The 26,378-nt window shown below is 42.0% G+C and carries 25 protein-coding genes; 11 read left to right on the top strand and 14 right to left on the bottom strand.

The window, feature by feature from the left end; all coding sequences use genetic code 11:
* Positions 1 to 7: 7 nt before the first annotated feature.
* Complete coding sequence (locus tag SYN7509_RS0212440) at positions 8 to 325, top strand: DUF4139 domain-containing protein (RefSeq protein ID WP_084610669.1); 318 nt, start codon at positions 8 to 10, stop codon at positions 323 to 325.
* Here the strand turns inward: SYN7509_RS0212440 and SYN7509_RS0212435 are convergent.
* From SYN7509_RS0212435 to SYN7509_RS0212425, 3 genes are read right to left on the bottom strand one after another with little or no spacing between them, the layout of a single operon-like run.
* Positions 306 to 1,079: an HAD family hydrolase gene (locus tag SYN7509_RS0212435; protein ID WP_009632387.1), complete on the bottom strand. Its 774-nt coding sequence runs from the start codon at positions 1,077 to 1,079 to the stop codon at positions 306 to 308. The genes SYN7509_RS0212440 and SYN7509_RS0212435 overlap by 20 nt on opposite strands.
* The gene (locus SYN7509_RS0212430) at positions 1,079 to 1,468 is read right to left on the bottom strand and encodes a RidA family protein (RefSeq protein WP_009632386.1); all 390 of its coding nucleotides are present in this window, start codon (positions 1,466 to 1,468) and stop codon (positions 1,079 to 1,081) included. Before SYN7509_RS0212430 ends, SYN7509_RS0212435 begins: the two co-directional genes overlap by 1 nt.
* A 6-nt stretch (positions 1,469 to 1,474) precedes the next feature.
* A complete protein-coding gene (locus SYN7509_RS0212425; RefSeq protein WP_009632385.1) occupies positions 1,475 to 1,906 on the bottom strand; it encodes an NUDIX domain-containing protein in 432 nt (143 codons plus the stop codon).
* A gap of 155 nt (positions 1,907 to 2,061) precedes the next feature.
* Here SYN7509_RS0212425 and malQ point away from each other — a divergent pair, with 155 nt between their 5' ends.
* Positions 2,062 to 3,573: a 4-alpha-glucanotransferase gene (gene malQ, locus SYN7509_RS0212420; RefSeq protein WP_009632384.1), complete on the top strand. Its 1,512-nt coding sequence runs from the start codon at positions 2,062 to 2,064 to the stop codon at positions 3,571 to 3,573.
* A 35-nt stretch (positions 3,574 to 3,608) separates the two neighbouring features.
* Here the strand turns inward: malQ and SYN7509_RS0212415 are convergent, their stop codons facing one another.
* Positions 3,609 to 4,412 (bottom strand): helix-turn-helix domain-containing protein, encoded by an 804-nt coding sequence (locus tag SYN7509_RS0212415; RefSeq protein ID WP_009632383.1) that lies wholly within the window; start codon positions 4,410 to 4,412, stop codon positions 3,609 to 3,611.
* A 12-nt stretch (positions 4,413 to 4,424) separates the two neighbouring features.
* On the bottom strand, positions 4,425 to 5,291 hold the full coding sequence (locus SYN7509_RS0212410; protein ID WP_009632382.1) for a pseudouridine synthase: 867 nt from the start codon (positions 5,289 to 5,291) through the stop codon (positions 4,425 to 4,427).
* 17 nt (positions 5,292 to 5,308) lie between these two features.
* Here SYN7509_RS0212410 and SYN7509_RS0212405 point away from each other — a divergent pair, with 17 nt between their 5' ends.
* Positions 5,309 to 6,052: an LmeA family phospholipid-binding protein gene (locus SYN7509_RS0212405; RefSeq protein ID WP_009632381.1), complete on the top strand. Its 744-nt coding sequence runs from the start codon at positions 5,309 to 5,311 to the stop codon at positions 6,050 to 6,052.
* Here SYN7509_RS0212405 and SYN7509_RS0212400 read toward each other — a convergent pair.
* A complete protein-coding gene (locus SYN7509_RS0212400; RefSeq protein WP_009632380.1) occupies positions 6,049 to 6,912 on the bottom strand; it encodes a phosphatidate cytidylyltransferase in 864 nt (287 codons plus the stop codon). The two genes, SYN7509_RS0212405 and SYN7509_RS0212400, sit on opposite strands and share 4 nt — an antisense overlap.
* 135 nt (positions 6,913 to 7,047) lie before the next feature.
* Positions 7,048 to 7,650 carry a precorrin-6Y C5,15-methyltransferase subunit CbiT gene (gene cbiT / locus SYN7509_RS0212395; protein ID WP_009632379.1) on the bottom strand — a complete coding sequence of 201 codons (603 nt, stop codon included), beginning with the start codon at positions 7,648 to 7,650 and terminating at the stop codon, positions 7,048 to 7,050.
* A 79-nt stretch (positions 7,651 to 7,729) separates the two neighbouring features.
* Here cbiT and SYN7509_RS30130 point away from each other — a divergent pair, with 79 nt between their 5' ends.
* Both SYN7509_RS30130 and tatA read left to right on the top strand, forming a co-directional pair.
* Entirely contained in the window at positions 7,730 to 7,873 is a 144-nt protein-coding gene (locus SYN7509_RS30130; RefSeq protein WP_009632378.1) for a hypothetical protein, read from the top strand.
* A 161-nt stretch (positions 7,874 to 8,034) separates the two neighbouring features.
* On the top strand, positions 8,035 to 8,202 hold the full coding sequence (tatA, locus tag SYN7509_RS0212385) for a twin-arginine translocase TatA/TatE family subunit (RefSeq protein ID WP_009632377.1): 168 nt from the start codon (positions 8,035 to 8,037) through the stop codon (positions 8,200 to 8,202).
* A gap of 134 nt (positions 8,203 to 8,336) precedes the next feature.
* Here tatA and cphA read toward each other — a convergent pair whose 3' ends face one another.
* Positions 8,337 to 11,021: a cyanophycin synthetase gene (gene cphA, locus SYN7509_RS0212380; RefSeq protein ID WP_009632376.1), complete on the bottom strand. Its 2,685-nt coding sequence runs from the start codon at positions 11,019 to 11,021 to the stop codon at positions 8,337 to 8,339.
* 165 nt (positions 11,022 to 11,186) lie between these two features.
* Positions 11,187 to 12,026 (bottom strand): cyanophycinase, encoded by an 840-nt coding sequence (locus SYN7509_RS0212375; RefSeq protein ID WP_369792310.1) that lies wholly within the window; start codon positions 12,024 to 12,026, stop codon positions 11,187 to 11,189.
* A 328-nt stretch (positions 12,027 to 12,354) separates the two neighbouring features.
* Between SYN7509_RS0212375 and trmD the strand changes: the two genes are divergently transcribed.
* From trmD to SYN7509_RS0212360, 3 genes are all read left to right on the top strand, one after another.
* On the top strand, positions 12,355 to 13,029 hold the full coding sequence (gene trmD, locus SYN7509_RS0212370) for a tRNA (guanosine(37)-N1)-methyltransferase TrmD (protein ID WP_009632374.1): 675 nt from the start codon (positions 12,355 to 12,357) through the stop codon (positions 13,027 to 13,029).
* Positions 13,030 to 13,394: 365 nt separating this feature from the next.
* On the top strand, positions 13,395 to 14,876 hold the full coding sequence (gene dacB, locus SYN7509_RS0212365) for a D-alanyl-D-alanine carboxypeptidase/D-alanyl-D-alanine endopeptidase (RefSeq protein ID WP_009632373.1): 1,482 nt from the start codon (positions 13,395 to 13,397) through the stop codon (positions 14,874 to 14,876).
* Positions 14,877 to 14,909: 33 nt separating this feature from the next.
* Positions 14,910 to 15,365, top strand: a complete 456-nt coding sequence (locus tag SYN7509_RS0212360) for an NUDIX domain-containing protein (RefSeq protein ID WP_009632372.1) — start codon at positions 14,910 to 14,912, stop codon at positions 15,363 to 15,365.
* Here SYN7509_RS0212360 and SYN7509_RS0212355 read toward each other — a convergent pair.
* Positions 15,357 to 16,160 (bottom strand): pantothenate kinase, encoded by an 804-nt coding sequence (locus SYN7509_RS0212355; protein ID WP_009632371.1) that lies wholly within the window; start codon positions 16,158 to 16,160, stop codon positions 15,357 to 15,359. The two genes, SYN7509_RS0212360 and SYN7509_RS0212355, sit on opposite strands and share 9 nt — an antisense overlap.
* Before the next feature lie 62 nt (positions 16,161 to 16,222).
* The gene (locus SYN7509_RS0212350) at positions 16,223 to 17,008 is read right to left on the bottom strand and encodes an SAM hydrolase/SAM-dependent halogenase family protein (RefSeq protein ID WP_009632370.1); all 786 of its coding nucleotides are present in this window, start codon (positions 17,006 to 17,008) and stop codon (positions 16,223 to 16,225) included.
* Between the two features lie 251 nt (positions 17,009 to 17,259).
* Here SYN7509_RS0212350 and SYN7509_RS0212345 point away from each other — a divergent pair, with 251 nt between their 5' ends.
* Positions 17,260 to 18,861, top strand: coding sequence for a polysaccharide biosynthesis protein (locus SYN7509_RS0212345; RefSeq protein WP_009632369.1), 1,602 nt, complete (start codon positions 17,260 to 17,262; stop codon positions 18,859 to 18,861).
* A gap of 250 nt (positions 18,862 to 19,111) precedes the next feature.
* Here the strand turns inward: SYN7509_RS0212345 and uvrA are convergent, their stop codons facing one another.
* Both uvrA and SYN7509_RS0212335 read right to left on the bottom strand, forming a co-directional pair.
* Positions 19,112 to 22,051, bottom strand: coding sequence for an excinuclease ABC subunit UvrA (gene uvrA / locus SYN7509_RS0212340; protein WP_009632368.1), 2,940 nt, complete (start codon positions 22,049 to 22,051; stop codon positions 19,112 to 19,114).
* A gap of 57 nt (positions 22,052 to 22,108) precedes the next feature.
* Positions 22,109 to 23,479, bottom strand: a complete 1,371-nt coding sequence (locus SYN7509_RS0212335) for a glycoside hydrolase 100 family protein (protein WP_009632367.1) — start codon at positions 23,477 to 23,479, stop codon at positions 22,109 to 22,111.
* A 165-nt stretch (positions 23,480 to 23,644) separates the two neighbouring features.
* Between SYN7509_RS0212335 and SYN7509_RS0212330 the strand changes: the two genes are divergently transcribed.
* Positions 23,645 to 24,412: a glucose 1-dehydrogenase gene (locus SYN7509_RS0212330; protein ID WP_009632366.1), complete on the top strand. Its 768-nt coding sequence runs from the start codon at positions 23,645 to 23,647 to the stop codon at positions 24,410 to 24,412.
* Between the two features lie 45 nt (positions 24,413 to 24,457).
* On the opposite strand, the gene SYN7509_RS0212325 is transcribed toward SYN7509_RS0212330, so the two are convergent.
* Positions 24,458 to 24,757, bottom strand: a complete 300-nt coding sequence (locus SYN7509_RS0212325) for a 2Fe-2S iron-sulfur cluster-binding protein (protein WP_009632365.1) — start codon at positions 24,755 to 24,757, stop codon at positions 24,458 to 24,460.
* A 300-nt stretch (positions 24,758 to 25,057) separates the two neighbouring features.
* Here SYN7509_RS0212325 and SYN7509_RS0212320 point away from each other — a divergent pair, with 300 nt between their 5' ends.
* A complete protein-coding gene (locus SYN7509_RS0212320) occupies positions 25,058 to 26,377 on the top strand; it encodes an efflux RND transporter periplasmic adaptor subunit (RefSeq protein WP_028954277.1) in 1,320 nt (439 codons plus the stop codon).
* Position 26,378: the final 1 nt, after the last annotated feature.

Below are 26,378 nucleotides of genomic sequence, written 5' to 3'. Positions count from 1 at the left end.
GCTAAAAATAGAACGAGATTTAGTGGAACGCCAGGTAGACAAAAAGTTGTTAGGTAGCCAACGGCGGATTACTTATGCTTACAGGCTAAAAGTTACAAATTTATTGGAACGAGCTGCAAATCTAAAAATAACTGAGCAATTACCAGTTAGCCGCAACGAACAAATTAAAGTACGTCTCAACCGTAGCAATCCGCAGATTCAATTAGGGGAAATGGGTGTATTAGAATGGGCGATCGCACTACCAGCACAATCTCAGCAAGAATTATCTTATCAATTTACTGTAGAGCATTCACCAGATATTGCAATTATTGGTTTAGATATGTAAGTTTATTTTTGACTAAATAAGCAACTAATTCGCAAAATCCCTCCCCTTCGGCGGCGTTTGTAATGTAGGTAGGCTGATGCTGCATTTGGTTTGCATAGTCTCGCACGTTCGCAACACCAACAGAATGCTTGAAATAGCTGGGATTAAATAAGCTTTCATCATTGGGACTATCGCCGACGGTCACAACTTGTTCTAAGCTAAATTGCGGAAAATAATCGCGCAAAACTTGAATTAATCCGGCGGCTTTATCTTGGCTGAGGGGTTTAATATGGCACTGCACGTTGCTGTAAGTAAAACCCCAACCCAATTGAATACATAATTGTCCTAATTGTTGTAATTCTTCTACCCGCAAAGGTTTTACATCAAAAGTCCAATCCGTTAAACGAAAACGATTATCCGCCGATTCTTGGATAGAAGGAAATTCTAATTGGAGTTTTTGAAAAATCCCCTTTAACTGCTGTCTATGGCTAGTTAAATCAGTTATGGAGCTTAGGAGTACAGGTAATTGCTCCCCATTATGGTAGTACAAACCGCCATTTTCGGCGATCGCACCATCTATAGGTAAATAAGCCGCAAGTCCGCTTACCCAACCCGCCGAGCGCCCCGTTGTAACTATAATTTTAATATTTACGGCTGTTAAATCTGCAAAAGCTTGAAGTAAAGCTGGGGTAAATTTTCCTCCTTGGGTTAAAGTCCCATCCATATCGGTAGCAATTAAGCTAATATCGCCGGAAGCTTGAAGTTTCTCAGCCATTAACTTACCGCAATACAATCAATTTCTACCAATACATCTTTGGGTAAACGAGAAACTTGCACGCAAGCACGAGCGGGAGCGGTAGCTTCAGTAAAGTATTGACTGTAAACAGTGTTCATTGTGGCAAAATCATTCATATCTGCCAAAAACACTGTAGTCTTTACCACATTTTCGCAGGTTAATCCGGCGGCGGTAAGTATAGCTTTAAGATTTGTTAGCACTTGCTGAGTTTGCGCCGTTATATCACCATCGCCGACAAGTTCGCCGTTACTGGGATTGAGGGGAATTTGCCCGGAAACAAATAGCATTTGTCCGCTTGCAGAGATTGCTTGATTGTAAGGGCCTACTGGTGCGGGAGCAAGGTCTGTGTTGATAACTTGTTTGTTCATAAATTTCTAAGATAAACGGGGACGGATACCGTAATGTCTGTAACGCCAATAATCCTTTAAAATGCGATCGTGGTCAAAGCATAAGTTAGCAGGAATTCGCCACGATTCAAAGATTCCATAACTTTTAGCATCATCTCCCGCTTGGGGATCTCCTGTAGCTGTTGCTAAAAATACTACGCTCATTGTATGAGAGCGGGGATCGCGTTTAGGGTCGGAATATACCTGAAATTGTTCGATTAATTCGATTTCTAAGCCAATTTCTTCTAAGGCTTCGCGCCTCGCTGCAACTTCAGCGCTTTCCCCATAATCGATAAAACCTCCAGGAATTGCCCACCCTAAAGGCTCGTTGTGACGTTCTATAAGGATAATTGGTCGATGGGGGCGATCGCCAAGTTCAATAATAATGTCAACCGTAGGAGCGGGATTGCGGTAAGTCATTAGGAAAAGAGAATTTTTACTATTATTCAATATTTTTGGGAACGGGATTAAGGTTATTTATATTAACCGGGCGATCGCCACGTCTTAAGATAGTTTCCAAGTGGTTTGTACCATGATAAATTTTTGGCGATCGCTTTAAGAGCGCAATTTTAGTTATGCCTTTTCCTAGATCCAGTGGTATTTTGCTTCATCCGACTTCTTTTCCCGGTCGCTTTGGGATTGGCGATTTGGGTTTAGAAGCTTACAAGTTTATCGATTTTTTGGCAAAAAGCAACCAGCAATACTGGCAAGTATTACCTGTAGGGCCCACAGGGTACGGCAATTCTCCCTATATGTCTTATTCGGCGATGGCGGGAAACCCTTTACTAATTAGTCCCGAAGCCTTGCTAGAACAAGAATTACTTGCAGAGGAAGATTTTGCTAATTTGCCTGATTTTCCCAGCCAAAAAGTTGATTTTGAGCAGGTAATCAACATCAAAATGCCGTTGTTGAAAAAAGCCTGCGAGAATTTTAAAACTAAAGCCGCTCCCGTAAAGCAAAAAGAGTTTTCCGGCTTTTGCGAAACTAAAGCTTACTGGCTGGATGACTATGCTTTATTTATGGCAATTAGAGAAGCTAAACAAAACGCCGGATGGCATACTTGGGAGTCAGAATTAGCTAAAAAACAACCCGAAGCCTTGGAACAATGGCGCAGCAAACTGGCGGACAAAATTTTTTATTACAAATACACTCAATTTGAGTTTTTCCGTCAATGGTCAACATTGAAGCAATACGCCAATATGCGCGGAATTGAAATTGTCGGCGATATTCCCATTTATGTAGCTCACGATAGCGCCGATGTTTGGGGGAATCCCGAAAATTTTTGCTTAGATGAAAATGGCAATGCCGCTCAAATGGCAGGAGTTCCACCAGATTATTTTAGCGAAACTGGGCAATTGTGGGGCAATCCGGTCTACAACTGGGAGCAATTGCAAGCCTCAAATTTTAAATGGTGGGTACAGCGATTTCAAGCAATGCTTGACTATGTAGATATCATCAGAATTGACCATTTTAGGGGCTTTGAGGCTTACTGGGCAGTACCGCAGGGTGAAACTACAGCAATAAATGGTAAGTGGGTTGAAGCCCCCGGATCGGCGTTATTTAAAGTATTAAACGACAAGCTCGGTAAGTTGCCTGTGATGGCGGAAGATTTGGGAGTAATTACGCCCGAAGTCGATGCTTTGCGCGATGAATTTGAGTTTCCAGGGATGAAAATTTTGCAATTTGCTTTTGGTTCCGATCCTGGTAATCCTTATTTGCCTTTCAACTACCAGCGCAATTGTGTTGTTTATACTGGCACTCACGACAACAATACAACGGTAGGTTGGTTTAACGAACTGTCAGACCATGAAAAAGCAGTAGTAGAGCGCTATTTAGGTTGTATTAGTCCTGATGGCATCCACTGGGATTTGATTCGGTTAGCTTTAAGTTCCGTAAGCAATCAAGCAATTATTCCCATGCAAGATTTGCTCGGTTTAGGTACTGAGGCGCGAATGAATGTACCTAGCTTTGGCGATGGCAATTGGCAATGGCGCTATCAATACGATGATTTGACAGAGGATTTGAGCGACGCTCTAAAAACTTTAGTTCAGTTATATGGGCGATCGCCAATGGTTGCCGGAGAGTAACATTAAATTAGGGAGACAATTTGTCTCCCCACTCCTTAAAGCCTTGGTGCAGCAAAGGTTAGCTCTTGAACTTCGCCTAAATTGCCCATTTGCTTAGACTCTTTTTGATTGATTGTTAGCAATACGCCGCCAGCATTACCCGCTAATACCGTTAAATTATCTTTGGCTACCCAAGTGCGCTGAGTTCCCGATGGTAAAAGCCCTTGAAAGGCGATTTTACCATCGGCTACTACTCGAATCCATGACGACGCTTTTAACGTCACGCCAATTTGGATTTGGTTGTTAATTTTAGGAGTAGCGCTAACCGACTCTACTTTGTTCGAGTCTGTGGGTGCTACAGGTTTTGGACTATTGGCAACAATCGGCAACTCAGGCAACGGACTATTAGTTTGCAACTGATTACGGCTTAACGATCGCGATAGCATACTTACAGCTAGAGCGATCGCAACTATATACAGTACATACAAATGAATTGGACGCAACTGTACTACAGGTAATATTAAACTCCAAGCAGGCTGATTGTTATTCGCTGGGCGATCGTGCTTGTCGGTCGGAAAGCTATTAGCTAATTGCTCTGCATCTAAACCTAGGACTTCAGCATATTGTCTGATAAACTTTTGAATATATACTGGCTCTGGTAATTCCTCTAATAAACCTTTTTCAATTGCTACCAATAAATGTTGGCGAATTAAGGTTTTTGCTGCGGCTTTTTCGAGCGATAAAGATTGTTCCAGACGTTTTTGGCGTAGTTTATCCCCTATGTGCCGGAGTAATTCGGCTTGTTGTTCGGCAATTGGACGACGTATCGACTCACTGTTTCTTTTCCCACACCACTTCATTTTGATCAACTCCTAAAAAGCATCTGGCTCCTCAACCGATGCAATGCTCACAATTTGCTGGGGAAGGTTTTTCACTTCTCCCAACTTTTCGCCCTTTTGCAAAAAGTAAATTTCTGAATCTTTAAGGTAACGATAGCAACCTTTAGGTAACAGCGCGTGAAGCAAGCCCTTGGGAGGATTCCCTCCGACAGACTCCACCTCTATTGACGGTTGCAATCCAATCGTCCCAATGGCGGTACGATGCAAAGAAATTACTGGGTATCCTAAAAGCTCGGCTATGCGCCGAATCTGTCGATTTCTCCCTTCTTTTAAAATAATTTCTAAACAAGTGGTTTGGACAGAATTTTGCTCGTTTGCAATGATGCGCAATGAGCAGTTACGTGTTTTTCTCCCTGCTAAAATAATGCCCTGTCGCCATTGTTGTAGCACGGTTTCGGGCGGATGACCTTTTACCCAAACTTGATAAGTTTTAGGAATACTGTGGCGGGGATGAGTGAGCTTATTTGTGAGTTCGCCGTCATTAGTCAGGATCAATGCTCCGGTGGAATCGGTATCTAAACGCCCTACTGGGTGAATTCCCGTACCTATTTGTAAGTTTTTTGGCAGCAAGTCGATAACTGTTTTACGTCCTTGGGGATCGTTGCAGGTAGAAACTACTCCCTTGGGTTTGTTGAGTAACAAATAAATTAGTTGGGGGCGAAATAGGGGTTGAAGGAGTTTACCATCTACACAAATCTTATCTATTTCGAGATCGGCTTTTGCCCCCAGGCTTACGACTTCGCCATTGCAGCGCACTCTCCCCGCGACAATTAAAGCCTCTGCTTGACGACGAGACGCGATCCCCCATTGGGAGAGAATTTTTTGTAACCTTTCCTCCATACTAAGTTAGCTATATATTGACAGAGGGTACACAGGGATTCTACCCTTCTTTTTTAGACTTGAACACTTTGATTACTGATAATTCTCCTGCAAAAAAAAACAGCCGACTGATTGGCAAAATTCTCTCGCCAGCAATTGAGTTGTGGCTAAGATCCCAAGTTCAGCAAGTAGATAATCTCAAGGTACAGATAGAAGGAAAAAGTCGCCAAATCCTGACGGGAAATATCCCGTCCGTTTCTATAGTAGCGATTAATGCAGTTTATCAAGGGCTGCACGTAGCAGAAATTCACCTATGTGCTTCAGGTATCGCGATTAATTTAGGTCAAGTTATTAAAGGTCAACCGTTGAAGCTATTAGAAAAAGTACCTGTAATGGGCAAGTTGCAACTGCATCAGGCGGATATTAATGCTTCTTTGCGATCGCCCTTATTAGCTAATGCTTTAACAGAGTTATTATTACAACTAGCTCCTATGGTTGCCGATAAACCCGTGCAGTGGGACAAAGTTATAGTTAACGATGGTGGCATTAGCTTAAATGCAACTATCGGCGATCGCCAACAGATTATCCTCCAAGCGGGTTTAAAATTATCTACAAGTCAAGAATTAGAGATTATGCAGCCAATAATCCAAATCCAAGGAGTAAGTTTAGCCAACAACCTTGATAGTTTCAAAATTGACTTAGGCGCAGACGTGGAACTAGGGGAGCTAACTTTGCATTCCGGTAAAATTATCTGTAGGGGCAAAATTAATGTTTTGCCTTAAGTTGGCAATAAAGGTAATAGCAATGTCACAAAATAGTAAACCAAAGGGGCGGTAAAAACATAGCTATCGGCACGGTCTAGTATACCGCCATGACCGGGGATTAGCTGCCCAGAATCTTTGACCCCAGCATCGCGCTTCATCATTGATTCGGTTAAATCGCCGAGTAAACTTGCAATCCCAATAATCAACCCCAAGGCTAAACCCGTCCATTGCCAACTTGACCAATCTAAATACCATGCTCCAGTTATGGCGACAACTACGCTGCCAAACACGCCAAAAACCGCACCTTCAACGGTTTTTTTGGGGCTAATATCGGAAAGCCGGGTTTTGCCGAAAAATTTGCCGATGAAGTAAGCGCCAATATCTGCCGCCCAAATGCACAAAAAAGTAAGTAGAGTTACCTTGAAGCCTTGAGGTAATGCTTGTAAGTTTGTCCAGTTTTCCGCCCAGTAACCACCCAAGGGTAAATTACTTACCGCATCTAGACTACGCATTCTTACCCAATAGCTAGGTAAATAGCCGCCATAAAATAGCCCCAAAATTGAAGTAGAAATATCGGCAATCGTGGCAAGTTTGGGTTGAAATAGCAGGTAAAAACAAATAAATGTCCCGGCTACAGGCATGACAACATCAGCTAAGTTGGGAGATAATGTAGCGACAATCAGTAGTAATTGACTAACAACTAAAGTAGTTTTGGCGGCGGGAGCAATACCTGTAGCGCGTACTAGATCGAAGTATTCTAATTGACCTAAATAAACGATCGCGCAAAACATTAAGGTAAAATACCACCCACCAAGGAGAGTAGCGCTTAAAGCTAGAGCGATCGCAATAATTCCACTAATCAGTCGTGACCAAGACATAAGCACTAGACAAAAAAGGCAAAACTTCAAGCTTAAAAGCTGTAACTAATGGTTACTTCGATCGTTGTATAGCTCAATTTTATTTTTTATTTAAAACTGAAAACTATACATCTAGCTTTTTCTTTCATATTCGCTTTAGTCTAGCTTCTCGCCGCTCAGAATAAAAATCGGATTTACCCCCGCAAAGGTTTGTTGTGTCCCCCGCGTCTCTAAACGGTTGACCGCCGATTGCACTACTTCTATATTACGGGCTTGGAGTTCTGCCAAAGTTTGAGACACCGCGTACAAAGTTTCTAAGCTACTAGCAGTAGCTACAACGCGCCCCTGGACTGGCAAATACTCCCATACAGCTTTTAAAATATCTTTAACTGGACGACCGCCTTCAATGCAAACTCGTCCTGGGGGCTTTTTTAATTGTGACAAGCACTCTGGAGCGCTAGAAACAACAACTTCAACATTTTTGACTTCAAAGACTTCGCAATTGCGCCGAATTAGGTTTGCGACTTCTTCATCTCGTTCTATAGCAATAATCTGACCTTGGGGACATAACAACCCAACTTCTACGGGGATCGTTCCTGTACCTGCGCCAATATCCCACAATACAGAATCGGCTTGCAGTCGCAATTGAGCAATTAGTAATAGTCGAGTTTCGCGCTTTGTGAGGGGGATTCCTGGTAAACGCTCAAATAACTCATCAGGAATCCCAGAAGTAATGTAGGGCCATATTTGGCTAGGCATATTATTTAAAAATAAAGTATCCGTTTGCTTGTAATTAGAACCAAAGTTATAAAAGAGGTATAAGTCCCAGACATAGGCAATGACTACTCAAATATTAGGTGATTTTTATCAGGTAGAGCGGCAAATAGCTAAAAAGGCTGGGCGAAAAACCTTACTGTGTCGAGATTTGCGCAGTTTAGAATTAGTAGTAAAGTTAGTATTTTTTAGCAGCGATTTTGAGTAGGAGGATCTCAAATTCTTTGAAAGAGAAGCAAAAACTCTAAAATCTCTTTCAAATAGCGCTGTTTTTCAGTATTTAGGGTAACACTCAATCTGTTGGGATTATAAATTGATTCCGAGTAAAGTAGCCTAGAAGATATCAGAGGACTTTACAGGAGACTTAATATGTTCGGTTTAGGATGGCTGGAAGTAGGTGTAATTGGTATAGTGGCAGTTTTTATTTTTGGTACTAAAAAAATTCCCGAACTAGGTAGCTCGTTAGGCAAAACTTTGCGCGGTTTTAAAGAAGAACTCAAAGGCAACGATTCTAGAGATGAGGAAGACAAGGAATAGTAAAAAGTCTGGGGGTGGTTTCCGTGCATAAAGCTTTTTTAAAAAATAGTTAGCAACTTGCCCTTGATCGGAGATTCCCCTAATCCTCCTTTTTAAGGCTGATTAGGGGGATCGTCTACCAAAACCAGAACTTATTAGACAATATTGGCAACAGATGACTTAACACTGCTAGACTCAACCGCCGCTCCGTTGGTTTGCCCATTTTGCACCGCCGGGCGACGCGCTTCAATCAAGCTAATTGCGCGGTTGACGCTTTCGGGTAGAAATACCACCAAACCACCGCTCGGAGCTTCATCTAGAGCTTTATTAATTGCCTCAGTTTCATTTAAAACCACTTCGTAATTACAATCTGGTTTAACTTGCACAATCCCTTTAGCAATCAATTGGGCCGCCGATCCCTGTTCCCGTCCCCGCCTGTCATCATCTTCTTTAATGATGATGCGATCGAATATTTGTGCCGATAGTTTGCCTAAAGTCACAAAATCTTCATCGCGGCGATCGCCTGGCCCGCCAATGACTCCTACTCTTTCCCCCGGCCAATTACGAACAAAGCCGCCCAAGGCTTCGTAGCTGTGGGCATTGTGAGCGTAGTCTATCAGGGCGTGGTAGCCACCTAAATCAAACATATTCATTCTACCGGGGGTTTGGCTTACCGAAGCGCGGAAGGTAGTTAAACCCGCGCGGATTTGCTCAATAGTTACTCCTTGAGCAAAAGCTGCCACACTAGCGGCTAAAGCATTAGCAATCATAAAGGGCGCTCGTCCTTCCATCGTTAAGGGTACGTTCACCGCTTGCTCAATTCGCAGCGTCCAATCGCCTTTTAATATCGACAAGTAGCCATTTTCGTATACCGCCGCCAAACCGCCTTGCCCAATGTGCTGTTGCACCAATGGATTATTTAAGTGCATGGTGAAGTAGGCAAGCTCAGAATTAACGCGCGATCGCATTTGGGCCACTAATTCATCATCAGCATTTAATACCGCATAACCATTGGGGGTTACAGCTTCCGCTACTACACTTTTTAGATGCGCCATTTGGTTTACAGTGTCAATGTCACCGATTCCCAAATGATCCGCCGCTACGTTTAGCACTATCCCCACATCGGCGGCATCAAAAGCTAATCCAGAGCGAAGAATTCCCCCTCGTGCTGACTCTAATACAGCGATTTCGACGGTGGGATCTTGCAAAATTAGCTGGGCGCTTTGGGGCCCTGTATTATCGCCTGGCTCCACCAAATAATCACCGATATACGTACCGTCGGTAGTTGTAAAACCTACTGTCTGCCCGGTTTGCTTCATAATATGCGCCAGCAACCTAGTAGTCGTAGTTTTGCCGTTTGTTCCGGTAACAGCCAAAATTGGCACGCGGCTAGGTTTTCCGGGGGGAAACAGCATATCTAGCACCGCTCCGGCTACATTACGGGGTATACCTTGACTAGGGGCTACGTGCATCCTGAAGCCTGGGGCAGCATTTACTTCCACAATTACGCCATTTACATCGCGTAATGGTTTGCTAATATCGGTGGTCACAATATCAATCCCAGCAATATCTAAACCGATAATTTTTGCTACTCGTTGCGCCAGCCAGACATTTTCGGGATGAATATCATCAGTACGATCTACCGCAACACCTCCGGTACTTAGATTTGCTGTTGCCCGTAAGTAACATATTTCACCTTTAGGTAGCACAGAGGTTAGCTCGTAGCCTTGTCTTTCTAGTAGCGCCTCGCTTGTCCGATCTACTTCAATGCGCGTTAAGATATTTTCGTGTCCCTCACCGCGATGGGGATCTTGGTTAATAATTTCAATTAGTCTAGCTACCGTATTTTCGCCGTCGCCGATTACATGGGCAGGTACGCGCTCGGCCACTGCTACGACTTTACTATCGACCACTAGCACTCGGTGATCACGCCCAACATAATAACGTTCGACAATTACCGATTTGGAAACTTCTTTAGCAGCATCATAAGCGCTTTCTGCTTCTTCCCAAGCACGAATATCAATAGTAATCCCTCTGCCATGATTGCCATCAAGAGGCTTAATCACAATGGGATAACCGCCCACATCTTCGATGGCTTGAGCTAAATCGTCTAGGTAATTAATTACTGTCCCTCTGGGGACTGGTACGCCGGCACTGGCTAATATACGCTTAGTGCCTTCTTTGTCACAAGCAAGTTCTACCCCTAATATGCCTGTGCGATCGCTCATTGTTGCTTGCAATCGCTTTTGATGAACTCCGTACCCTAATTGAATCAAAAAGCGAGTGTCGAGAGCCATCCAGGGAATACCCTTTAGTTGGGCTTCTTTAACAATCGATTCTGTGCTTGGGCCTAGAGAGGCATCTTGAGCCAATTCTCTCAAGTCTTGCAAATCTTGCTCTAGGTCTTGTTTGGGATAACTACCTGTTTCCACAATACTTTGACACAAACGCACGGCGGCTCTAGCTGCGTAGCGCCCAGATTGTTCGTCTTGATACTCAAATACTACTTGATATATGCCTTCGCTTGAGGTTTCGCGGGTGCGACCAAAACCTGCTTGCATTCCTGCTAATTCTTGCAGTTCTAAAGCTACGTGTTCGATGATATGTCCCATCATCGTCCCTTCTTGCACTCGACTAAAAAAACCACCCCGGCAGCCTGGAGAACAAAAATGTTCTTCTAAACTTGGCAACGCCACTACTAGCCCGTCATAGAAGCCAGGAATTTCATTAGAGGGCGATTGTGCAAGTTCTGCTAAATCGAGCCGCATGACTATGAGTTTGTGTCGTCGAATGCTCCAATAGTTGGGCCCGCGTAACGTCTGGATTTTTAATATTCTCATGTCTATATGCGTTTGTTTATTCGCCACCAATTAAATAGTTTCCACTTGGTTTTGACTAATTAACTGTTCGTGGATAACAGTTTTCATGTCAGCATTTATGCTTCGGTTTGTCAACTAACTGTAAGCAGAAAAAAACTGATGATTTTCTGGCTATTAATGCCTAGTTTACGGTAGTTGGGTAGGAATTTGATGCACCGGGGCTAAAACTGTACGATGGTTGAGATGATAGCGATCGCCATGACTAAGGACGTGTAGCTTTAAGTTGTGCAGGCTCAGGGGATCGGTAGCACCAACTTTAGGTTGATTTGTGTAATATTTTATACCAGGATCAACAATTGTCACCGTACCTTTACCCATAACTTGCAGCCAACCATCACTTTCTACCATGGCACAAGTATCTTCATCAATCCCAAGGCCCAAGCGATCGGGGTGAGTGGCGATCGCGCTAATTAATCTTGCCATACGGTTGCGGTTTTGAAAGTGCTGGTCTACAATCACCTCCGGTAAAATTCCTAGTCCCGTAGCCAAATCTACCAGCGATCGGTTGGGAGACTCACCGCTACCGCCACCAGCAATCATATGATGACCCATAATAGCGGCTCCAGCGCTTGTCCCGGCTAGGGTTATTTGCGATTTTTGTACCCTTCGTCTAATAATCTCCATTACGGGAGTATCGGCTAATACTCCACACAATCGCAATTGATCGCCACCAGTAATAAATACTCCCGTACAAGCTTCTAAGCAAGCTTGAATTGCCTCGTCGTCGCATTGTTCTCGTTCTCTGATATCGAGAACATCAATTTGTTTTGCGCCCATCTCTGCAAAAATGCTTGTATATCGTTCGCCGATAATACCTGGTTCGCGGGAAGCAGAGGGAATAATTGCAATGTGAGCTTCCGACGAGCCGGAGCGACAAAAAAAAGTCTGGAGAATTTCTTTACCGTGAACTTTATCTTCTGCCCCACCAATAACCATAACTGCGGTTTTCGTTGCTTGGGGTGTCATCATTTCTAGTAGTTGAGCTTCTAGTTGTAGCATAATTTTTTTCAGTAGCCTCAGCAGAATGTAACACTCCAGTATTTTTGATTAGGGTAGTTTGCTTGACATAATGGGAGCTAACTTTACCTCAAAATATCCCCCTAAGCACGACAAAACTGGCACTTACGAGCTTTTTGGCTGAGGCTTGCTCAATATCTCTTGAATGATTAACACTGGAGCATAAATAATTCGCAAGATGTCACAATATTTAAACATAATTTAATCAATTAAAATAACTTTTGCAAAGAGTCGATCGATCTTCTCTTTATCATCCTTCCCTTTCTCCTACAAAACAGTGCGATTTGATATTATTAGCTTGTTTCCTGACTTTTTTACTTCTACCCTAAGTTCAGGGCTTTTGGGTAAAGCCTTAGAAAAACAGATCGCCCAAGTGCATCTAGTCAATCCCCGCGATTTTACGACGGACAAACATCGTAAAGTTGATGATGAGCCTTATGGCGGCGGTGTGGGAATGTTGTTAAAGCCCGAACCAATTTTTGCGGCGGTGGAGTCGTTACCTGTTTTACCTCGCCGAGAAATTCTGTTGATGACACCCCAAGGACAAACTTTAAATCAGCCTTTACTTAAAGAATTTGCAACGAATTACGATCAATTAGTAATTATTTGCGGTCACTATGAAGGAGTAGACGAAAGAGTATTGCATTTAGTGACTCGTGAGGTGTCTTTGGGGGATTTTGTGCTGACGGCGGGAGAAATTCCGGCACTAGCGCTAATTAATGGCGTAGTGCGCTTGCTACCGGGGACTGTAGGCAAAGTTGAATCTTTAAGCGCGGAAAGTTTTGAGGCGGGATTGTTGGATTATCCGCAATATACTCGCCCGGCGGATTTTCGCGGCTGGAAAGTGCCGGAAGTTTTGCGATCGGGAAATCACGGGGCGATTTCTAAGTGGCGTTACGAACAGCAACTACAAAAAACCCGCCGATGTCGCCCGGATTTACTGGAAAACTAATTAATAAGCTGATAGTGTTTTGATATTGCTATAGAGGGCGATCGCACTGCAATTATTTGAGTAAAACTTAGATTAGCTAGTGTGCGCTAGTTGACTGCTAAACAAGAAACTAATTAGGGTTTGGGCGATCGCTATAATTGTTATTTTAGTTAAAAAATTGCTTAACTAAAGCTTTAAACTATTGACGCGATTCAATATTTTGCTACGACTCTACACGCAGGGGAATTTCTGGGTAAGCATGGCGCTGAGGAATTTTGTAATTTGTTCAAGCGCTAATTTAACACCCTTCAACTTTACGCTCCGTTGCCCCTGGGCGGCACTTTTAGACCCTGTTTCAAAGCCACCAAAAACATTACTAATTTTTCATGCTAACTACGATTATTAAAAGAACTGGATTAATCATAATTTTGTTCTCTGCTCAATTCAATATTAGGCAAGCAGTAGCACAAACAGACCCGCAGCCAAGAATCAATGGAGAAGCTAATCGGGCTATTTGTCCCGCCCAACTGAGTAAGGCTATAGAAACAGTTACCAATCGTCCGCAATTTAGCCGGGGACGCTGGGGAATTGTTGTACAAACTTTATCTCCATCGACAACTATTTACAGCCGCGATGCTCAAAAATATTTTATTCCTGCTTCTAATGTCAAACTATTACTAACGGCGGCGGCTTTGCACAAATTAGGGGCAAATTTTCGCATCCGTACATCTATTTACGGCACAAGTAACGGGGTTTTACGAATTGTTGGGCGCGGCGATCCAAGTTTGACAGATGTGCAACTCAAACAACTAGCCCAGCAGTTGAAGCAAAAAGGAGTCAATCAAGTAATTCAACTAATTGCTGATGATAATTATTTTCAAGGTAACGATATCGTTGACCCAAGTTGGGAATGGGAAGACGTGCAAGCAGATTACGGCGCACCGATTAATAGCTTAATTGTCAATCAAAATGCTGTTAGTTTACAGTTGTTTCCGCAAAAAATAGGTCAGCCTCTGGGCGTTGTTTGGGGTTCTACTAGCGCCGCCAAGCAATGGCAAATTGATAATAAATCGTTGACAACTAAGCCGGGAGAAGCAACGACGGTTAATGTTAGCCGCGCTCTTAATGGTTCTACGCTCAAAATTAGCGGTAATTTAAGTATTGATGCGCCGTCGGAATCTTTTGGTTTAGCAGTTATCGATCCTGTGGCAAACTTTTTACAACATTTGCGTCAAGCATTGGTTACGGAGAAAATTAAATATAATGTCCCTACTAAATCTATTGCACCGCCTTTAGCTGTTTTTATTACAGAATTAGCGGCGGTAGAATCAGTACCTTTATCGCAATTGTTATTAGAAACAAACCTTAATAGCAATAATTTGTATGCGGAAGCTTTATTGCGGAGTTTAGGCGTTAAGGTGTATTTGCCTCAATCAACGGCGGCTACAAAAGGTTTGGAAGTCGTCAAACAGACGCTGACGCAGTTGGGGGTAAATCCGGCGGGTTACGTTTTAGCTGATGGTTCGGGCTTGTCGCGGCATAATTTAGTTAGCCCTGAAGCGATTTCTCAAACTTTAAGCGCTATGGGATCTTCTCCCTATGCGGCTATTTACCGGGCTTCCTTGCCTGTAGCGGGGGTAAGTGGTACTATGACTAATCGGTTGAAAAATACCCCGGCTCAAGGAGTTGTTAGTGCCAAAACAGGCACAATAAGCGGGGCGATCGCTCTATCTGGATATATTAATGCGCCGAACTACGAGCCGCTTGTTTTTAGTATTATTGTCAATCAATCTGACCAAAACGCGGCAACAATTAGACAAGCTGTAGATGAAATTGTTTTGTTGCTTGTATCTTTGCGTCGTTGTTAGGGTAGCTTAAATAAAAGTGGATTGTTTTAAACTATGAGCCGTATATGGCAAATTATTCGGACGGTATTGGGGTTAATTATTCGTCACCCGATAACTGGCACGAGTATTATTCCAATTCTACCTGATGGTCGGATTGTCTTAATTCAAAGGCGCGATAATGGCTTGTGGGGGCTTCCAGGGGGAATAGTTGATTGGGGTGAAGATGTCGCAACGGCAGTAAAGCGCGAATTAGCCGAAGAAACGGGACTAGATGTTGTCAAAATTTGCCGCTTAGTAGGAGTATACTCTGCACCCGATCGCGATCCCAGAATGCACTCAATTTGTATTGTTGTGGAAGCGGAAGTTACAGGCGTAATGGCAATTCGAGATCGAAACGAAGTGTTAAATATTCAAGCTTTTAAGCTAGATTCTTTGCCCAATGGTAAACTAGCTCACGATCATCGGCGACAATTGCAAGATTATTTTGATAATTTGACAACTTTAGCTTAAATTTTGGGCTTTTCGATAAGCTTGCATACCCCAAAAAATTAAATGGCGATCGCACTTCACTTTCTTGGCTAGCTGCGGAAATTGACAATAAAGATAGTTAAATAGAATTAGGCGATCGCCTCCAGTCAATATTACCTGGCTATGGGGATACATTTCCCACCATGAATTAATAAAGTTTTCCATGCCAGCAATTAATGAATAAATTATGCCACTTTGGATTGCTTGGGTGGTATTTCTGGCAAAGTGTGGGGGTAATTGTTGAGGTAGTTCGACGCTGGATAAATTAGCAGTTTTTTGCTCTAAAACTTGAAACTGTAAGCTTAATCCGGGTAAAATTGCCCCACCGATTAAAGCAAAATCTGCATCGATGCCTGTAAAAGTAAGTGCTGTACCAGCATCAATAACTAATGCTGGCATTCCCCAAGTTTCTTTTGCACCCCACAAAGCCAATGCGCGATCGCTACCCAAGGTAGAATATTTATTTTTAAGCGGTACATTATCTAAAGTAATTACCTGTAAATTTGGGTAATTTCGCCAAAGTTCTGTTTGGTTAGGTACAACCGAAACCAAGTACAAAGGGATGGGATAAATAAAATCTGCTTTAAGTATTTGTTCGGGTAACGCTAGTTTTAGCGGTAAGTCTTCCCAAGTTCGACATTTTGCTAACTGCTGTATATGGTTATTTGCCAAGTAAGCCGTATCCCAAGTACAAAAAAGTTCTTCGCCTTTGAACCAAGCCCAGTGTAATCGGGAATTACCAATTGCTAAAGCCAGCCAAATAGATTTATTGACCATCCTATTAATATTAGGGGGACAAAGTCAGTTTTTCTACCTGTCTCTTGTCTTCTTCAATAAATTTAATTTAAGATCGTCACCACTTGATTAATTCGTGGTTTGCCAAAACGTTCCCAAGCATTTCCGCCGCGCAAAAATAATTCCATCCACCGTAAAGGCTGACCTTTTTTTTCCCAACCGGAACTACCAGGAGAAAATGCTAAAGTTCCTTCGGGGACTTTAAAACTACCATCAGAATAAACTGCATCGCTGACTACATCCCCGACTCTAATTACTACTTTAGAATTGGGCAATAAATTGAGACTATCGCTTGAGATGGTAGTTTTGATATTACCGTAGCCATCAATCCAAGCTATGCGATCGCTTGGTGCGTCTGGTATTTGGTTAGGGTTTAACTTGTCGCCTAATAAGCTAAAGTCTCCTTTGGCGATCGCTATAGCTGCGGTGGGAAAAACATCGCGGGAGCGAAATTGCGAACCACCACGCGACACTTTTATTGTGTGGATAACTTCAGCATAATCTTTAATAAATGACAGGGTATAACCTGCAATTACTCCTACTACTTTGACTCCCCCTGGCAAAAGCGCATAAGTAAGCCCTTCCCCTTCATTATCTATTCTCGGTTCGGAGTCATCTTGACGAGGAGCGCAGTTGTGGTAAATCAAGCGATTTTCTGCTCCCGGATTTAGCCCTAGTTGAGCAATCCAAAAGCCTGTAGCTAAGGTACTAAATGGCGGTACAGAAAGACAATGAATTTGAGTATTAGATAAGCCTATGGAAAGTTGTTGCACTACTTCTGCAAAAGCCGGATCGCCGTTGCCATAGTCGGCAATTAAATTAATGAACATAAGATTATATTTAAAAAACGCTTTAATTTAACGGTGTCAGATACACCTTAAGCTAGGTTAATCAATAATGCAAATTTATGTCGTGACAAATAATTTTTTATTTTCTACATTTTTATAAAGTTAAGGTAAAGTTATTACGGCAAATATATATTAGGACTTTTGACATATATTTAGTAATTTATTTGAGGACTGCCATTACCTTCGAGGAAAATATAAGCAGTGGTAATTTATACTAAACTTTTTTTTCTTAAATGAAGCAGAAGATTGAGCGATCGCTTGCTAATATTGCTAGTAAGGCGGAAATTGTCAAAAATATCCAGCAATTAGTGCCTCCAGGTTCTCCAGAACCTCAAAATCCCGCCGTTATCGCCGATTTGCAGGCACTAACAACAGACTTAATTCAATCTTATCTAGCTGTAGGCAAACTAACAGAAGATCCTTTTGGGGATGTGTGGAATCGTCAGATTTACTTATATACAGCAGAAATTAGGAGATTAGTTGACGACAAAGTAGTATTGGTAACTGGTGGAGAGGGTTGTGTTGGCAGTCAACTTATCAAAAAACTTGCCCAGTTAGGAGTAAGACGAATAATTTCTGTAGATAAAATTCGTGGTACAAATGCTTCAACCATAAATTTTACCAGCGAAAAACAAATACCTCATGCCTTTTACGCGGCTGATGTTCGAGATTATGAGACTCTTAAATCTATCTTTGATGCTGAACAACCAAGTTTTGTATTCCATTTAGCTGCTCAACGTTTACCTTGGTTAGCGGAAATCAAGATTCACGAAACTGTTACTACTAGCATTTTCGGCATTGAAAATATTATTCGTTTATGCGAAAGTTACAACGTTCAACAATGCGTCTTTTCATCTACGGGTAAAGCTTCTAGATACTTTACTTGTGAAGTATATGCAGCAACTAAAAAAATTGCTGAATGGCAATTTGCCCAAGCTGCACTTCAGGGTAATACTACTTATTCGATGGTGCGCTTTACTCATATGCTAGATAATAGCTCAGTGTGCCAGCAAGTAGATAATAAAATTGAGCAAGGTAAAATCATTAATTTACACGCCCCCGAACGCTATATAGTCGGTCAAAATGTTGGTGAAGCCGTACATTTGTTACTCAATGCTCTTGTTTTATCTCAGCCTGGTAAATTGAAGTTTTTGACTGTGCATAATCTAGGTTGGCCTACAGAAACTTTGGAAATTGCTTTGTATAAAATTATTCAATCTGGTGAACAGATCCCCATTTATTTTCAGGGTTTAATTCCTGGATACGAAGAAGCTTTCTTTTTAGGTCAATTTGATTGGTCAAAACCTACAGAAATTCATTTATTAATTAATGCTTTAGAAGAAAATTTTACAACGGTAGATTCTTCTCAAGATATGTTAATTAGTGAAATTGCGCCTTTTAATCTCGGTACGCTAGATCGACATTTGTTATTGCTGCAAGAATTATTAGTAAAATCAGACTTAGTAGAGGGCGAAATCAAAGAATATTTGGCAGTGTTTGTCAAAGCTGTAGTTAGCTCTAGCTTTGCATGGATTTCTGCACAACAACTATTAAATATTTTGAGATGGGGAGTTGATAAGAAGAGATTGCAAGCGGAAGGTAGTTCTATAGATGCTCACAAAAATATTGTTGAATTAATAGTTCAAGAGTTATATGGCAAAGTAAATGCTAAAACTTTGTCAGAACTTAAAATAAATCCCAAATTGTTTGATTCTACGATAGAGAGTTTGGAAGTTTTACCAACAATAAATAAAGCAGTTATTTATTTCAAAGCTATATCAAAAAAGTATAAAAATTCCGTGTTTAGCGATTTATTAACATCAAAGAATATATAGCGTTTATCAATTGAGCCAAATATATTTGTAAGGGCGCAATAGATTGTGAAGGAATCTTTTGGTCAAAAGGATTCTGTCCAAAAATGCCGCCCCCCAGATTTAATGTCTATGAATTGAGCTTTGGATTGCTATATTTGTGAAATAATTATTTTTGATATCATTTACCTATTTTCATTAACATTATTTTCTCCAGTCCTAAACTTTTACCGATCAAAATAATTTAATGGCGAGAGATAGTTGGGTAAAATTTTCATTTTGCTGAATGTTGTTGCAATACTTGTTTTAAATATTGCCCTGTATAAGAGCGCGAATTAGCTGCGACTTGTTCTGGTGTACCTACAGCAACTAACTCGCCACCTTTATTACCGCCTTCAGGTCCTAAATCTATTACCCAATCGCAACAACGGATTACATCTAAGTTATGTTCAATTACCAAAATTGAGTTACCTTTATCTACTAAACGTTGCAATACATCTAGTAATTTATGTACGTCATAAAAAGATAAGCCTGTAGTTGGTTCATCAATTAAATAAAGAGTTTTTCCAGTAGCTCGACGGGATAATTCTGATGCCAATTTTACTCTTTGCGCTTCGCCGCCAGATAAAGTAGTTGCTGGTTGTCCTAGTCTCACGTAACCTAAACCTACATCTACTAATGTCTGTAATCTATTTACGGCTCTAGGAATGTTTGTAAAAAATTCTAGACTTTCTTCGGCGGTCATATTTAAAACATCAGCAATAGATTTATCTTTGAATTTAACTTGCAGAGTTTCGCGATTATAACGCGCACCTTTGCATACTTCGCATTGCACGTAAACGTCTGGTAAAAAATTCATTTCAATGACATTTACCCCTTGTCCACCGCAAGCTTCACAACGTCCACCTTTAACATTAAAGGAAAATTGTCCGGCTTTGTAGCCTCTAGCTTTGGCTTCAATGGTTTGGGTAAATACTTCACGAATGACATCAAAAACTCCTGTGTAAGTAGCTGGATTAGAACGAGGAGTACGCCCGATTGGTGACTGGTCAATAATGATCGCTTTATCTACAGCATTTAGTCCTTTAACTTCATCTAATCCTTGAGGTAAAGGCACTTTGCGCGTTAATTGATGTTGCAATGCTGGGTACAGTAAATCGTTAACTAAAGTAGATTTTCCCGAACCCGAAACCCCGGTAACGCTGACAAGTTTGCCTAAAGGAATATCTACATCAATGTTTTGTAGGTTGTTGCGACAAGCATTTTTTATTGATAAGTTACGCCCATTTCCTTCGCGGCGAAGAGTGGGAGTTGCGATCGCGCGTTTTCCTGATAAATACGCACCTGTGAGAGAATCAGAGGCATTTAATAAGGTTTCTAAATTACCTTTTGAAATAATATAACCGCCATGAACACCAGCACCAGGGCCAATATCTACTAAATAATCGGCGGCTCTAATTGTTTCTTCGTCATGTTCGACAACAATTAGCGTATTTCCCAAATCTCTTAATTTAGTCAACGTTTGCAATAATCGTCCGTTGTCTCGCTGATGCAAACCAATACTCGGTTCGTCCAAAACATACAATACTCCCGTTAATCCCGAACCTATTTGCGTTGCGAGTCTAATTCGTTGCGCTTCGCCTCCTGAGAGCGTCATCGCGGGACGATCTAGGGTGAGGTAGTCTAAACCTACATCCAAGAGAAATTGCAGCCTTGCTTTGATTTCCCTTAGCACCAAGTCGGCAATTTGTAAGGCGCGACTTCTTAGTTGCATTTTTAGTAACTTTTGCTGACACTCCCCAATCGATGCGCCTGTTAAGTCAGTAATTCGATACTGTCCCAGCCTCACCGCCAGCGCTTCGGGTTTTAATCTTTTACCTAAACAGACTTCGCAAGGCTGATTAACTAAATACTGCTCTAACTTTTGCTTTTGCAACTCTGAAGCTTCTTTGTACTGCTTCTGGAGAATAGGCAGCACTCCCGCGTAACGTCTGTAATCTTTACGATCTTCTATCCATACGGGTTTGTCGCTACCGTATAAGATTATTTGCTGTTGCTCCTCTGTGAGTTTGTGCCAAAGAGCTTGAATCTCAAACCCGTGCGCTTGTCCGACACTGTAAAGCAGTGATAAGTAGTAAGAGTTGTCTTTTTCTGACCAAGGAGAAATCGCCGCATATACCGGCGCTTGGGGATCTGGAACTACAAGCTCGGCGGCAAACTTTTGTAAGCTACCCAATCCGTGACAGTTTGGACAAGCACCGTAAGGAGAATTAAAAGAAAATAAACGCGGCGATAATTCTTCCATAACTGCACCATGTACTGGACAGGCGAAGTTTTCCGAAAAAATCAATTCTTGTTGATAAGAATTAGGGGTATTTGTAGAGTTTAAATCATCATTTTCCTTTGCTATTTTTTCGCTAGTTGAGTTATACTTACTATCAGCTTGGACTCCACCTGTCTTACCCGATGTATCATTTATCAAGTTAATAACCGCAATTCCACTAGCAAGACGCAGACAAGTAGTTAGAGAATCGCTTAGACGCTCGGCAATAGTAGGTTTTTTAATTAAGCGGTCAATAACAATTTCGATAGTGTGGGTATAATTTTTATCTAAATCGATGTTGTCAGATAGCTCGCGCACCTCATTATTTACCCTCACTCTCACCCAACCTTCGGAAGCTAAACTCGAAAGCAATTTGCGATGAGTACCCTTTTTACCGCGAATGACGGGCGCAAGGATTTGGAAGCGTGTACCGTCGGGTAAGTCCATAATGCGATCGCACATTTGATCGACGGTTTGCGGTGCAATAGAGCGATCGCAAATCGGACAATGAGGTTCTCCCGCGCGTCCAAATAACAAACGCAAATAGTCGTAAATCTCGGTAACTGTCCCTACCGTAGAGCGAGGATTGTGGGAAGTAGATTTTTGATCGATAGAAATAGCCGGACTTAAGCCGTCGATAGCTTCAACATCCGGCTTATCTAGCTGTCCCAAAAATTGCCGAGCGTAGGCGCTAAGAGATTCTACATAACGGCGCTGACCTTCAGCGAAGATCGTATCAAAAGCTAGGGAAGATTTACCGGAACCTGAAACCCCTGTAAAAACAATTAGGCGATCGCGCGGTAATTCTAAATCGATGTTTTTGAGGTTATGCTGTCTAGCGCCACGAATACGAATAGTATTGTTATCGGGAGTATGGGCAGAAGGAGACATAAAAAGCAGCGCGTAATAGTCCCTAATAATTTTAACGCTGCCGTCTGTCTATCAACCTTAAGCATCGAAAGCAATCAGTTTTAGGTGACTAGGATTAGCAATCAACTCTTTAGCCAACAAGTACCCGGCAATTGTCCAGGTTTGATACTTTCGGGCTTCTTTCCCAATCAAGCGACCATCGGGGCCATCGTAGTATTCAGGCCAATTGTCTTCAATTAATCTTCTTTCGGCAATAGCGATCGCATGATGGGCTAATTCGCCTCTATCCATTTTTTTCGCCGCCGCCGTCAACATCCATAATAAAACTGGCCAACTACCGCCATTATGATAAGACCAAGGACGATTTTTAGGATCGGCTCCCGTAACAATTCGCCATTCCACATCTTCTAAAGCTGGATAACAAAGTTTCATCGGCATTTCACCAATTAAATCGCTCCAACGCAATTCAATTAAATTTAAAATTTTATGGGATTGTTGTTCGTCCGTTAAAGAAGCAACAATCGCCATCAAATTACCCAAGGAAAAAAACCGACAATCTAACTGACTTGGCCCCAAATTCCCCGCTAAGTAACCCCCAGCTTCGGGCAGCCATTTCGCCAACCGATAAAAAGGGATAGAGTCAGAATAAATATTGAATTGATTGAGGGCTTCTTCGCCATACTCCTCTACTTGAAAGCGATAAATTACATTCAAGCGCCCCGAATCTAACCAGTAATTTTCCCTCAGTTGCTTAACTAATGGATCTAAGCGGTTACGCACAGCTTGAATAATTGCTTGATTTTCTTTAATTGGCGTTAGCAATTCTAAGCTGGCTTTTAAAGCTGCATAAAATAACGATTGAATATCTAAAGGGTGTCCGTAAAGTCCCAAACGACGGTCAATCATACTCGCACCATCGGGAACTAACACCATTGGATACATATCAAAGCGAGTAACTAAGCATAGTTCAAGAATTAATCTAATCCCTTCTTGAAAATCGCCACGAGACGCAAACTCTTTACTTTCAGTAGAGATAGTATAAGCCCGCAACAAAATAATCCACCACAAACCCGCATCGGCTGGCGCAACCCGACCGATCGCATGATCGCCAAAATCAGCTTTTAAATACTCCTGTCCGTTAGCAAAGCCAATTTTAAAACTAGCAGGCATTAAGCCACGACTGGGCTTTAAACAATCCAACTGCGTTGTTTTTGGCTGCAATTTTAGCGTTTCTTCCAGAAAAAACCGTACAATATCTGCTTTACCTTTAATTAGAAAAACCAGAGCGGCGGAAACAAAATCTCGAATAAAACACTGATCGTAGTTTGCCGCGTCAATACCTGGATCGAGAGCGGCTATAGTGCCAATAGGTTTCTCATGGTAATAAATAATTGACTTTTCTAGCGTTTCCCAAGCTTGTTCTTCGATGGCTAAAGATCGTTCGCTCAACTTCTCTTTGATCCTCTTGACTTCATAGCTAGAGGATAAACAAAGATTTCAATTAGAGCAAATATTTAGGGCTTTATCTCTATTTTGGTTGAGGTTTTAACTATTTGGATAGTCTAAAATCTGTACGGTTTGATTGCGCCAATATAAATCTAGAGGGGTTTTTAGATGAAGCTAGAGGGTAAAATTGCTTTGGTAACAGGTAGCGGTCAGGGAATTGGTCAAGACATTGCAATTAGTTTAGCCGCCGCCGGAGCAATTGTTGTCATTAACTATCGTTCTGATATTACAGAAGCCGAGGAAACTTTAAAACAAGTAGAAGCAACGGGAAGTAAAGGCTTGATTATTAAAGCTGATATTAGTGTTGTTAGCGAACTTCGTCAGCTAATTGACCAAGCAATTAAACATTTTGGTCAGTTAGATATTTTAGTCAATAATGCCGCAATAGAAACTAATGCTCCTTTTTGGGAAGTTACCGAAGCAGATTATGACAAGGTGCTAGATATCAACTTGAAAGGTTGCTTTTTTGCTACACAGTTTTTTGTCCAGCATCTCATGCAAACAAAGCGCACCGGGAAAATTATTAATATTAGTTCTGTACACGAGGAGTTACCTTTTCCCAACTTCACGGCTTACTGTGCTAGTAAAGGCGGCTTAAAGATGATGACGCGCAACTTGGCGGTGGAATTAGGCCCTTACGGTATCACGATTAATAACATCGCACCAGGAGCGATCGCAACACCAATGAATAGTAAGCTATTAAACGATCCAATTGCTTTAGGGGCTTTACTAAAAAATATTCCCCTCAATCGCTTAGGACAACCCAAAGATGTTAGTGCGATCGCGCAGTTCTTAGCTTCCTCCGACGCTGACTATATTACTGGTTCAACATTCTTTGTTGATGGGGGATTACTTTGGAATTATCAAGAGCAGTAGTAAAAAAACTGTTGGCGTATCGATTACCAAAGAGTTATTTAATGCTTATTTAGGTTTAGTGATGACGCTCACCGGCCCATTAACTAACGCTTGACAAGCTAACCTATAGGTGGATGGCTTCTTCTTCAACTTGCGATTTTCAAAGTCTGTCTTGGGCGATAAATTTTCTAGTCCTTCGGCTATATCTACAATGCACGTACCGCACTGTCCATAGCCGCCGCAGTTCATCATTTTACCTCTAAGGGTATAAATATCTATCCCATTCTCTATTGCTTTGATACGCAGATTTGCCCCATCTGCTGCGATCGCTTCTTTTTCTTCTTTTATAAACTTGATATTAGCCATTTGTTTCCTAATTAACTGCCCTTTCTGCAATTTTTGATGCAGTCCAACACCTAAAAACTTTTACTTGCTGCTTTGTTTAGCGCTTTGCGATCTCAATTAAACACCAAGACCTAACTAATTTTGCTTTGTTATGCTTCGCTTAATTGATAGATTTCATCTTTTCCAACTTGCGCTAAAATTAAGCATACCAAATATTTAGATAACTTAATAAATCCCTACAAAAGTTGTAAGTTCTGGTAATGAACAACTATTATTTGCCTCCCGATGGGCGGTGATACTGCATTGATAGGAGCGGAGTTAATGATTGAAATGGCTAAAGCGCCCAAACCAGCAGACAAAAAAGATTATCGCTACTTATTAAGTGCTTTAGTAGTAGGTATAGCAATGCTTGGCAGTAGTTGTACGCCCAAAGAAGCCGCCGACGCTCAACCGCAACAAGCAAATCGACCAACGGCAGTAGATATAAGCATTTCTCGGACAGAAGCATTAACTTCTGCGCCTACTTATACCGGTAGTACCGAGCCGATTAGAACTGTATCATTGCGAAGTCAAGTAGAAGGGCAATTGTTAGGTTTAAATGTAGACGTGGGGGATTTTGTAAAACAAGGGCAAATTGTCGCCCAATTAGACGACTCAATTTTAAGAACGCAATTAAACGCAGCAGAAGCGGAACTTGCAGCCTTAAGAAGCGAAGTAGCAAGAAGTAATAGTCAAGTAAGTAATGCTCGCGCCCAAGTAGAAAGCGCCAGATTAGAATTAGCTCAAGCGCAAGCAGATTCGCAAAGACAACAAAGTTTACTTAGGGAAGGGGCGATCGCAAGTCAAACAGCCCAGCAGAGCCAAACCGCCGCCCGGACAGCCGCCCAAACTCTCCGCGCCGCACAGGAACAAGTAACGACAGAACAACAAGCTGTAGCCGCCGCCCAAGGCAGGGTAGTAGCCCAACAAGCGGTAGTAGCTCAAGAACAAAAAAGGCGATCGTATACTCGGTTAGTAGCGCCCATTTCTGGGTTAGTTTTACAAAGACTGCAAGAACCTGGGGATTTAATTCAGCCGGGTAACGAGGTATTGCAAATTGCCGATTTTAGCCGCATCCAAGTACGGGTGGAAGTTTCCGATAAGGAGCTAGGAAACATTAGTATTGGGCAATCAATTAGTGTCAAACTAGATGCTTTTCCCCAAGAAACCTTAAACGGACAAGTTACTCGCATTTACCCCGCCGCCGATGTTACAGCGCGTTTAGTACCCATAGAAGTAGTGATTCCCAATAGCAATGGTCGTATTGGTAGTGGATTACTGGCGCGAGTAAGTTTTATTAATTCCAACCAAGAATCTGTTGTCGTACCGCAATCGGCTTTGGCTGGACAACAGCAACAAGGGGGAGGGGAGCAAGAGGAAAGCAAGACGGGGACAGTGTTTGTAGTTACTGAAGAAGCCGAAAGTAAAGCCAAGGTTGTCGCTCGTCCGGTAACATTGGGCGATCGCGCGGATGGCAAAGTAGAAGTTATATCGGGGCTAAAAGTAGGCGAAAGGTATGTTTCTCGAAGTAGCAAACCGTTAAAAAATGGCGAAACTGTAAACATATCAATTCTTTCTAGGACAGCACCAAAAGGACAGTAAG

Source organism: Synechocystis sp. PCC 7509 (assembly GCF_000332075.2).
Classification (GTDB): Bacteria; Cyanobacteriota; Cyanobacteriia; order Cyanobacteriales; family Chroococcidiopsidaceae; genus Aliterella.
Note: the sequence above shows the minus strand (reverse complement) of the source record. Positions and strands in the feature narration are given on the sequence as shown.

Bases quoted from the DNA above. Each gene is read 5' to 3' on its own strand.
- SYN7509_RS0212415 (WP_009632383.1), bottom strand. From the start codon at position 4,412: ATGAAGTGGTGTGGGAAAAGAAACAGTGAGTCGATACGTCGTCCAATT.
- SYN7509_RS0212375 (WP_369792310.1), bottom strand. From the start codon at position 12,026: ATGACACCCCAAGCAACGAAAACCGCAGTTATGGTTATTGGTGGGGCA.
- cbiT (WP_009632379.1), bottom strand. From the start codon at position 7,650: ATGCCTAGCCAAATATGGCCCTACATTACTTCTGGGATTCCTGATGAG.
- tatA (WP_009632377.1), top strand. From the start codon at position 8,035: ATGTTCGGTTTAGGATGGCTGGAAGTAGGTGTAATTGGTATAGTGGCA.
- SYN7509_RS0212325 (WP_009632365.1), bottom strand. From the start codon at position 24,757: ATGGCTAATATCAAGTTTATAAAAGAAGAAAAAGAAGCGATCGCAGCA.
- SYN7509_RS30130 (WP_009632378.1), top strand. From the start codon at position 7,730: ATGACTACTCAAATATTAGGTGATTTTTATCAGGTAGAGCGGCAAATA.
- SYN7509_RS0212320 (WP_028954277.1), top strand. From the start codon at position 25,058: ATGATTGAAATGGCTAAAGCGCCCAAACCAGCAGACAAAAAAGATTAT.
- SYN7509_RS0212430 (WP_009632386.1), bottom strand. From the start codon at position 1,468: ATGAACAAACAAGTTATCAACACAGACCTTGCTCCCGCACCAGTAGGC.
- SYN7509_RS0212425 (WP_009632385.1), bottom strand. From the start codon at position 1,906: ATGACTTACCGCAATCCCGCTCCTACGGTTGACATTATTATTGAACTT.
- cphA (WP_009632376.1), bottom strand. From the start codon at position 11,021: ATGAGAATATTAAAAATCCAGACGTTACGCGGGCCCAACTATTGGAGC.
- SYN7509_RS0212360 (WP_009632372.1), top strand. From the start codon at position 14,910: ATGAGCCGTATATGGCAAATTATTCGGACGGTATTGGGGTTAATTATT.
- SYN7509_RS0212345 (WP_009632369.1), top strand. From the start codon at position 17,260: ATGAAGCAGAAGATTGAGCGATCGCTTGCTAATATTGCTAGTAAGGCG.
- SYN7509_RS0212350 (WP_009632370.1), bottom strand. From the start codon at position 17,008: ATGTTCATTAATTTAATTGCCGACTATGGCAACGGCGATCCGGCTTTT.
- malQ (WP_009632384.1), top strand. From the start codon at position 2,062: ATGCCTTTTCCTAGATCCAGTGGTATTTTGCTTCATCCGACTTCTTTT.
- SYN7509_RS0212330 (WP_009632366.1), top strand. From the start codon at position 23,645: ATGAAGCTAGAGGGTAAAATTGCTTTGGTAACAGGTAGCGGTCAGGGA.
- SYN7509_RS0212410 (WP_009632382.1), bottom strand. From the start codon at position 5,291: ATGGAGGAAAGGTTACAAAAAATTCTCTCCCAATGGGGGATCGCGTCT.
- dacB (WP_009632373.1), top strand. From the start codon at position 13,395: ATGCTAACTACGATTATTAAAAGAACTGGATTAATCATAATTTTGTTC.
- SYN7509_RS0212435 (WP_009632387.1), bottom strand. From the start codon at position 1,079: ATGGCTGAGAAACTTCAAGCTTCCGGCGATATTAGCTTAATTGCTACC.
- SYN7509_RS0212400 (WP_009632380.1), bottom strand. From the start codon at position 6,912: ATGTCTTGGTCACGACTGATTAGTGGAATTATTGCGATCGCTCTAGCT.
- SYN7509_RS0212355 (WP_009632371.1), bottom strand. From the start codon at position 16,160: ATGGTCAATAAATCTATTTGGCTGGCTTTAGCAATTGGTAATTCCCGA.
- uvrA (WP_009632368.1), bottom strand. From the start codon at position 22,051: ATGTCTCCTTCTGCCCATACTCCCGATAACAATACTATTCGTATTCGT.